Here is an 8,152-nt window from a genome sequence, read left to right as displayed (position 1 = left end):
TCAGCAGCAACAATCCCGGCAGCAGCAAAGGTAGAGAAAAGAGAGGAAAGGAAAGAGAAGAGGGGAAAAACTCCCACCCTGCTTTTTTCACACCGGGCGTTAACAAGCTTTAATTTGAGGCGCCAGCTGCCCCTCACCCATGTCCATGATGAAATACGTCCAGCTTGAACCTCACGGAGACATTGCAGTTGTCAAGATAAACAGGCCGGAGGCGCTAAACGCCATGAACCTCGACGTGCTTGGCGAGCTGTCAAGGACGATTGACATACTTGCGGCAGACGAGGGCACCAAGGTCGTCATCATCACCGGGGCCGGCGAGCGCTCGTTCTGCGCAGGTGCCGACATTGCCTTCATGGTCAACATCGAGCCAATGCAGGCCGAGAAATACGCCTCTTCTGCCCAGGCGGTGCTCAACAAGATAGAAAAGCTGGAAAAGCCCGTCATAGCCGCCGTGAACGGCTTTGCGCTCGGCGGCGGGTGCGAGCTTGCGATGGTGTGCGACATCAGGATAGCTTCTGAAAACGCCAAGATAGGGCAGCCAGAAGTCACCATCGGCATCCCGCCGGGGTGGGGCGGCACGCAGAGGCTGATGAGGATAGTCGGCCCGGCAAAGGCAAAAGAGATGGTCTATACCGGCAAGATGATAACCGCCGACGAAGCTGCCGCAATCGGCCTTGTCAACAAAGTAGTCAAGCTGGACGCAGGCGACCCGCTCCCGCCCGAGGCCCCAAAGGGAGACGCGGCGGCAGAAAAGGCCCGCGCCGCCGAAGTCGCCAAGGTGCTCAACAAAAAGCTGATGTCTGAATGCATGGCCCTTGCCAAAGAGATAACCAAGAACAGCTTTAACGCCGTCAAGGTGAGCAAGATGCTGATAAACAGGGGCATGGACGCAGACATCGAGACGGGGCTAAGGCTAGAGATCTATGGCTGGGCGCTGTGCTTTGCCCACGAGGACCGCAAGAGCATGATGTCTGCCTTCCTCAACAAGGGCAAAAAGTAGCAGAGGGAGAGAAAAAAAGTCAAGTCAGGACAGGGCGACGACCCTTGCGCCCTTGCTCGGCCCGCAGACAAAGGTCCGGCATTTTTCAACGCCGGCCTCGCCAAAGCCTGCGGCCATTGCCTGCGCCACTTTTTTGGCTCCCTTTCTTCCTTTCATGAACGCTATCATGGAAGGCCCCGCCCCGCTTATCGTGACTGCCAGCGCGCCGGCGGCAAGCGCATTTTGCCTTACTTTGTCGTAGCCGGGTATCAGGTGCTTTCTGGCCGGCTCGACTATGACGTCGCTGATGCCGCCTGCGATGATGCTGACGTCGGCAAGGGCAAAGCCTGCGACTATGGTGGCCGCGCCGGACACGTTGTGCACGACGCTTTTCAGTGGCACCTCTTTTGGAAGGATGCTCCTTGCAACCTCTGTCTTTTTTGCTGGGACGGGTACCGAGGGCACGGCGACTATCATGACAAGGTCTCTTGGCGGCTCCAGCCTGATAAAGCGAGGCACGCCGCCTCTGCTACTACTACTGCTGCCCGCTGCTTCTGCCGCCACGCTCGATATGATAAAGCCTCCAAGGACCGATGCAGACACGTTGTCATAGTGCCTTGCGCCGGCGCTTGCGACCTCGCCTTCGGCCGCGTACTCGACCAGCCTGTTGCCGTCGATCTTTAGCCTGTACAGCCCATTGAACGCAACAGCCGCCGCGGCTGCTGACGCCGCGCTAGAGCCCATGCCATAGCCGGCCGGCACCCCCTTTGTGACCTCTACCACCAGCTCGTCTCTTATCCCAAAATCCTGCGCCATCTTTAGGACGACGAGGCCGGCTGAATTTGACCTGGCGTCTTCCGGTATCTGGCTGCCCACTGATGCCGGCGATGACATCTTTATTGTAATGCTGCCTTTTCCACCCTGCGCCGCGCTTTTTCTCGTTATCTTTACCTTGTCCTCAAGCGCGTCCAGCGCAAGGCCAAACACGTCATAGCCGGGGCCGAGGTTTGCGGTGGAAGAAGGCGCCACTGCCGTGCAAGAACGATAATAACTAGATTTCATGCCTTGGCTACTAGCTGTCCTCCCCCTGATTAAGGGTTCTTGCGAGCGCGGCCGACAGGTTGATGATGCCGCTCATGGTGGTGCTCGACACTGCCACCAGGCCAGGCGCAAACCCTGCCTTTGTCATTGCCCTTGCCATGTCCTTGCTCAAAAGCGAGTACTCGGCGTCCTTTTCTGCGTTCAGCGCTATTTCAAGCTCCTGCGTCGAAGCAGCCCAGTCCAGTATGTTCTTCAATTTGTCTATCACCAGATCGCGCTTGGTCAGCACGTTCACCTGCGCCGTCTTGAGCCTCAGCTTGACTGCTGCCGACAGGAGCGATATGGAGACAAAGTTGATGGGCGACGAGACGAGCGTCCCGTCAAAGGCAAAGACCGTGGCCTTGTTGTCTGCGCTGAAATTGGAGACAAAATACGGGCCGCTTGCCCTGAATGCAAACAGCTCTATCTGGCCCGGCGTGTCCACTATTACATAGTCGGCGTTCAGCTCGTCGACTTCCTGCTGTATGTCGTCCATCTTGGTCGCTATCATGTCGCTTGCCATCACGAGGGCGCCGTTTGGCCCGAGGCCGAAATTCTCCATGAGCGTCGAGATGTCGATGTGGCTACGGACGTCGACGTCAGGCTCGTAGGGCAGGTTCACTACGCCGGGATCGAGGTTCAGCGTTATGGGAAAAGCCCCCCTGTCGCGGTACCACTGCACGAGCCGGGAAGTCAGGAGCGACTTGCCCGAGCCGGCCGTCCCCGTAACAAAGATCGCGTTTCCCACGCCTTGACCTGTAGAGATTTGGCGCGTATATCTGCTTTACACATTTATTGCACTGCGACATACTGCGGAATGTGAACTGGCGTTTCGTCGCAGTGCCGGTGAGCATAATCCCGTTCATACTCACGTTTCTAATATTCAGGGTCAGCCCGCAGGACATATTCCACGTGGGGCTCGTACCGTTTGCGGCGTCGGCTGGCGCGTTCATGGTGAGGCTGTTCCTCCAGGCGTACCGGTTCAGGTATTTTATCAAAAAATTCGTCGGGCGGGACATCAGCACCGCAGGCAGGACGCTTGCGGCCCGGCTGGCCGGCGAGTTCATCACCATGACCACTCCCTCTTACGTGGGGGGCGAGGTCGTGAGGGTGGCATGGATGACCAAGAACGGCGTGCCGGCAGGGCGGGCTACCTGGGTGACGATACTTGAGATAATCGCAGACGTGTTTGCAGTCACGATACTGGCCTTTATCGCCGGCGCCCTTGCGCTGTGGGCCGGCGCCACGTCCATAGGGCTTGCAGTCATATCTGTGGCCGTCCCGACCTTTGGGTTCTGGCTCGCAATCGTCCTGATTTCTGCCAAGCGCACCCTTCGGGTACCTGCGTTTGCCGAGCGCCTTGTCCGGCGCTTTGCCAAGGGCAACCGGCGTGCCGACGAAATGCTGGCAAAGGCAAACACCATGCTGCTCGACCTTTCCAGCACCAGCCGCGAGAGCTTTTCGTCGCCTGCGATGGTCAAGCCGTTTCTGGCCGGCCTTGCCATGACGTTTGGCGCCTTCCTTGCATACGCCATCTCGTTCCTCATCCTGATAAGCACCGTCGACCCGAGCCTCGGGCTGTTTGATTCTCTCAACGCTACGTCCGCCTCGACTGCCCTTGCCAACCTGCCTGTCACCATAGGGGGGTCCGGCCTTGCCGAGCTTGGCGCGCTTGCCTACATAATGCAGGTGGGCGGGACGTTTGACATCGAGGCGATAACCAAGGACCCGCGCGTCACTGCCGTCCTTGCGTGGCGCATTGCCACCTACCACGTGCCCCTTGCCGCCACCTGGATAGCCTTCCTAAAGATAACCGTGGACAGGAAAAAGCCTGCCGCGCCGGCTGCCAACGGTGGTGGCTAGCTAGCTGTTGTACTAGTCGTCGTCCCCTTCTTCGGGCTCGGAGGGCGCAGGCGCGTCCGAGTCGACGTCCATGAGGGCAAGCTCGGTCAGCTCAAAGTTGTATATGGCCTTCATGTCAAGGCCGAACTTGGTCTTCAGCAACTCTACCAGCTTGTCGCTGAGGGGCGCCGTGTAGGCGTTTATCTTGAACTCGTATACGAAACCTTTCATGAGGTCGTTTACGTTTGCCGACTTTGGTAAACTGATGCCTTCGACTATGACCCTGCCGTCTGGCATCTGCTCGTACACCTGTATGTCGAGCCGGCGGTCCTCCGGGTATATCTCTAGTATGTAGCCTGTCCTGGTCATGGACTCGGGCTTGCCAAACTGGGCCGACTTTATCTCTTGCTCGGCCCATGCTGGGAGCCCCTCCTCACTTGCTGCTGCCGCCCCTTCCTTGGCTTTTGCTTCCGCCTTTTTTGCTTTCGGCATAATGCGTTCGCGTGTTACAAGCACACTGTGGGGTACTGGATTTAATGCTTTCCCATGTGCCTGCTGATACATCATGTCTAGAAAAAATTACCAGTTGGTTGTCGAATGATGACACTGCTGTTTAACGACATTTCCATAGCCTAGTTGACATGACGAGCTTTAGCAACAACTGGCAAAGGGACAATAAAGCGACCATGTCCGAAAGGGTGAAGGAGAGCCTCGGGCCTCAGCAGCCGCTGAAACCGAGAATCGAGTTTGCCAAGAACAAGATCCACGCACAGAACCAGAAACTTGACACTATTCTAGAGAAGCTGAAGGGCAAGGAGAAGACCCTCTTCAACCAGGTGGTCTCTGCTCTGCAGAGGCACGACGCGCAGGCTGGCAAGATGGTCTCAAACGAGATCGCGCAGATCAGAAAGACCATCAAGATGATCTCGCAGGTCAAGATGGCGCTTGAGCAGATACAGCTGCGCCTTGAGACGACCATCGACCTCGGAGACGTCATGGTGGCAATCGGCCCTGCGATGGGTGCACTCACACGCGTGAGGTCGGGCCTTGCAGGCGTGATGCCAGAGGTCGACCGGGAGCTTGGCGAGATAAACGGCGTGTTCAGCGACATCATGATGTCTGCTGGCAGCATGGGCAACGCCTCGTTTGCGTTCGACGCCTCCGGCGAGGAGGTCGACAAGATCCTCGCAGAGGCAGGCGCGGTCGCAGAGACGAGGATGAGCGAGAACTTTCCGGACGTCCCTGTCGGCAGCCCTACCGGCTCTCGCGCATCTGCAGGCGAGCACTCGCAGTAAAAGAAGCGGGTCTCCCTTCTTTTTCTCCCTTCTTTTTCTCTTTTCTCTCTCTAAAACAGTCTCTTGATAGCTCTTTGAGACCCTGCGCCGACAAAAGCCCACAGTGCAAAAGTCGCTACAAACGTAGACGCCGGTATCAGGAAAAATAACTGTTGTTGGGAGCCGTCTACCGGCATCCCGGCTGCCTGCGCCACCTGCCCAAAGGAAAAGTAAAACGCACTCCAGCTTGCCACGTGGGGGTAAATGACAAAGTATGCACCTCTTAACACGCCAAAAATAGGGCTATCGCAGTATTGGGGCCTGCCTCGGGGCAGCCAGCGCCGTGGCCGAGGACTACAAAGAACGCCAGAAACGATGCAGCAGAATAGCCGATGCCTGCGGCCGTGCCTGTCTTGTTTCCTGCAAACAGGTGCAGGAGTACATGACTGCGCCCTTCTCCTACCGCACTCATTGGCTCCTACTGCTACTGCTGCTCCTTTTACTTGACCGTCACCGACTTGGCCAGGTTCCTTGGATAATCGGGGTCTGCGTTCTTGGCAAGAGCCATGTAGTACGAGAGCATCTGGAGGGGGATGACCTCGACAATCGGGTAGAATGCCTCCTGGTCCATGTGCGGTATCTGGATCCAGTGGTCATATACCTCGTCCTTGGCGTCTGATATGCCTATGACGGTCGCGCCCCTTGCCTTGATCTCGTGCGCGTTTGAAATCGAGTCTGCGTAGGTCGCGTCCTGCGGGGCAAGCAGTATCACAAGCGTGTTCTTTTCCATGAGCGCAAGCGGGCCGTGCTTTAGCTCGCCTGCCGCGACGCCTTCTGCATGGACATAAGAGAGCTCTTTCAGCTTTAGCGCGCCTTCAAGCGCTATGGGGTAATGGATGGACCTGCCAAGCAGATAGATGTCGTTTACCTCCTTCATGCCCTCAGCCATCTTCTCGATGACTGGCTGGCTGGTCGATATTACCTTCTCGATGGCGTTGACAAACTCGGCGCCCTCGCCTGCCTTTAATTTACCGCCGGACAGCCTGTCCGTGACTGCATAGGCAAGGGCAAGCTGGCCGGTAAAGCTCTTGGTCGCCGCCACGCCTATCTCGGGGCCGCAGTTTGTAGACAGGAACACATCGCTGATGCGGGCAAGCGACGAGGTGACCACGTTGACGATGCCGAGCACCTTGGCGCCCTGCTTTTTGGCTATCTTCACCGACTCGAGCACGTCGGCAGTCTCGCCGCTCTGCGATATGGCAATTATCACCGAGCCTTCGTCGACGGACGCAAGCCCGTCGTGGGCCTCGCTTGACATGACAGTTTCGGCGCGTATCTTGGCAAACCGGGCCAGCATGTGCTTGAACAGCAGGGCCGCATGGTAACTGGTGCCGCTGCCAGTGATGTAGACACTCCCTGCCTCCTTTATAGTCTGGCAGAACCTTTCCATCGCCTGCTCGTCCTGCCGCGCCGCGTTGGCGACTGTAACGCGCTGGTCATTTATCTCCTTGAGCGTGTAATGCGCGTATTTTCCTTTGTCTATCTCGCCCAGCTCCCAGGCCACCTGGGTTATCGGCCTTGCCACCGGCAGGCCGTCAAAGTTGAAAATCTCTAGCTTTTTGTTGTCAATGACTGCAATGTCGCAGTTGTCAAGGAATATCGCCTTGTCAGTGTACTGCAAGAACCCGAGCACGTCAGACGAAACGAAATAGCCGTCGTTTGCCACGCCGATTATGAGCGGCTCTTCAAAGCGTGCACCAGCTATCGTACCGTCCTGGAAAACTGCCACAAAGCCGTATGTGCCTTTCAGGCGCTTGCAGGTCTCCATGAGCGCCGCCTTGACGCCCTTGCCGATGTTGCTTTCAAGAAGATGCGCAATGACTTCGCTGTCTGTCTGGCTGGAAAATACGTGCCCCGCCTTGGTCAGCTCCTCCTTCAATTCCCTGTAATTTTCAATGATGCCGTTATGGACCACTGCAATGTCCTTGCTGCAGGCAGAATGGGGGTGCGCGTTGCTGTCTGTCACGCCGCCGTGGGTGGCCCACCGGGTATGGCCTATGCCGATGCTGCCGGACATGTCGCTGATGTTGAGGTTCTTGTTGACCTCCTGGACCTTGCCGGTGCCCTTGCGGACCATCATGCCCCCGCCGTTGTCTATCATGGCAACGCCCACGCTGTCGTAGCCCCTGTACTCCATCTTTTTCAGGCTGTCAACCAGTATCGGGGCCGCGGACTGCTTGCCTTTATAGCCGATTATCGAACACAATGTATCCACTATGGAGGTGGCAGAGTTTAAAACGATTATGAATATCCTCCATGACCGTTATGAATAATTTTGTCATTATATGTGCGTAAAAAGAGCCGAATTACACAATTATAATTTACACCGCTATAAAAGAATATATAACTTGTCCTGCTACCGGGTTCAGGCATGGCCAAGAAATCGCTCGTTTCCATATCAGAGTACGATGGGCAGGCGTCTGCAAAGAAGATTACCGTATTCCGCGATGTGGAGCAGATGCGCGTGCTTTCAAACCCTGTTGCATGGCGCATAATGGAGCTCCTGTCAAAAGAGCCGATGTACCCTGCGCAGGTGGCAAAAGAATTGAGGATATACGAGCAGAGCGCCTACTATTACATCAGAAAGCTGGCAAGGATAGGGGCGATAGAGCAGGCAGGGAGTAACCTGGTGAGGGGAGGCACCGCCCGGCTGTACCAGGCGGCCAGCCCCGCGTTTGGGATAGAGCTTGACTGGGGCGACTCTCCTGTGGAGGTGTCGGGCGCCGGCGGCAGGCACAAGGCAGCCATGCGCTTTTTCGACGGCTTTATCCGCGACGGCCTCTTCCACGGCCTGGTCGTCGTGGGGGCGCCGGAGCCGCACGGCCCGTACAAATCGTCTGCAAGGGACGGCCACTATGCCGTCCAGCTCGCGTTCTTTCTTGGCATGATGGCCGGCACGGCGCCTTCTGACTTTATA

The 8,152-nt window shown here is 57.0% G+C and carries 9 protein-coding genes; 4 read left to right on the top strand and 5 right to left on the bottom strand.

The window, feature by feature from the left end; genetic code table 11:
• Positions 1-139 precede the first annotated feature (139 nt).
• Positions 140-1,000 carry an enoyl-CoA hydratase-related protein gene (locus WKI84_RS12715; RefSeq protein WP_337863933.1) on the top strand — a complete coding sequence of 287 codons (861 nt, stop codon included), beginning with the start codon at positions 140-142 and terminating at the stop codon, positions 998-1,000.
• 24 nt (positions 1,001-1,024) lie between these two features.
• Here WKI84_RS12715 and WKI84_RS12710 read toward each other — a convergent pair whose 3' ends face one another.
• Complete coding sequence (locus tag WKI84_RS12710; protein ID WP_337863932.1) at positions 1,025-2,041, bottom strand: homoserine kinase; 1,017 nt, start codon at positions 2,039-2,041, stop codon at positions 1,025-1,027.
• Positions 2,042-2,051: 10 nt separating this feature from the next.
• Positions 2,052-2,807, bottom strand: a complete 756-nt coding sequence (locus WKI84_RS12705) for an ATP/GTP-binding protein (RefSeq protein WP_337863931.1) — start codon at positions 2,805-2,807, stop codon at positions 2,052-2,054.
• Between the two features lie 71 nt (positions 2,808-2,878).
• Between WKI84_RS12705 and WKI84_RS12700 the strand changes: the two genes are divergently transcribed.
• A complete protein-coding gene (locus WKI84_RS12700; protein WP_337863930.1) occupies positions 2,879-3,922 on the top strand; it encodes a lysylphosphatidylglycerol synthase transmembrane domain-containing protein in 1,044 nt (347 codons plus the stop codon).
• A 12-nt stretch (positions 3,923-3,934) separates the two neighbouring features.
• Here WKI84_RS12700 and WKI84_RS12695 read toward each other — a convergent pair whose 3' ends face one another.
• Positions 3,935-4,393, bottom strand: a complete 459-nt coding sequence (locus WKI84_RS12695; RefSeq protein WP_337863929.1) for a hypothetical protein — start codon at positions 4,391-4,393, stop codon at positions 3,935-3,937.
• A 149-nt stretch (positions 4,394-4,542) separates the two neighbouring features.
• Between WKI84_RS12695 and WKI84_RS12690 the strand changes: the two genes are divergently transcribed.
• The gene (locus tag WKI84_RS12690; protein WP_337863928.1) at positions 4,543-5,196 is read left to right on the top strand and encodes a Snf7 family protein; all 654 of its coding nucleotides are present in this window, start codon (positions 4,543-4,545) and stop codon (positions 5,194-5,196) included.
• Between the two features lie 262 nt (positions 5,197-5,458).
• Here the strand turns inward: WKI84_RS12690 and WKI84_RS12685 are convergent, their stop codons facing one another.
• Both WKI84_RS12685 and glmS read right to left on the bottom strand, forming a co-directional pair.
• Positions 5,459-5,647 (bottom strand): hypothetical protein, encoded by a 189-nt coding sequence (locus tag WKI84_RS12685; RefSeq protein WP_337863927.1) that lies wholly within the window; start codon positions 5,645-5,647, stop codon positions 5,459-5,461.
• Positions 5,648-5,674: 27 nt separating this feature from the next.
• On the bottom strand, positions 5,675-7,450 hold the full coding sequence (glmS, locus tag WKI84_RS12680; protein ID WP_337863926.1) for a glutamine--fructose-6-phosphate transaminase (isomerizing): 1,776 nt from the start codon (positions 7,448-7,450) through the stop codon (positions 5,675-5,677).
• Positions 7,451-7,606: 156 nt separating this feature from the next.
• Between glmS and WKI84_RS12675 the strand changes: the two genes are divergently transcribed.
• Positions 7,607-8,152, top strand: a 546-nt coding sequence (locus tag WKI84_RS12675) for a helix-turn-helix domain-containing protein (RefSeq protein WP_337863925.1), incomplete at its 3' end; no start/stop codon positions are given.

The organism is Nitrososphaera sp. (assembly GCF_037447015.1).
GTDB lineage: Archaea > Thermoproteota > Nitrososphaeria > Nitrososphaerales > Nitrososphaeraceae > Nitrososphaera.
The sequence above is the reverse complement of the archived record's forward strand: the minus strand, read 5'-3'. Positions and strand labels throughout refer to the sequence as shown.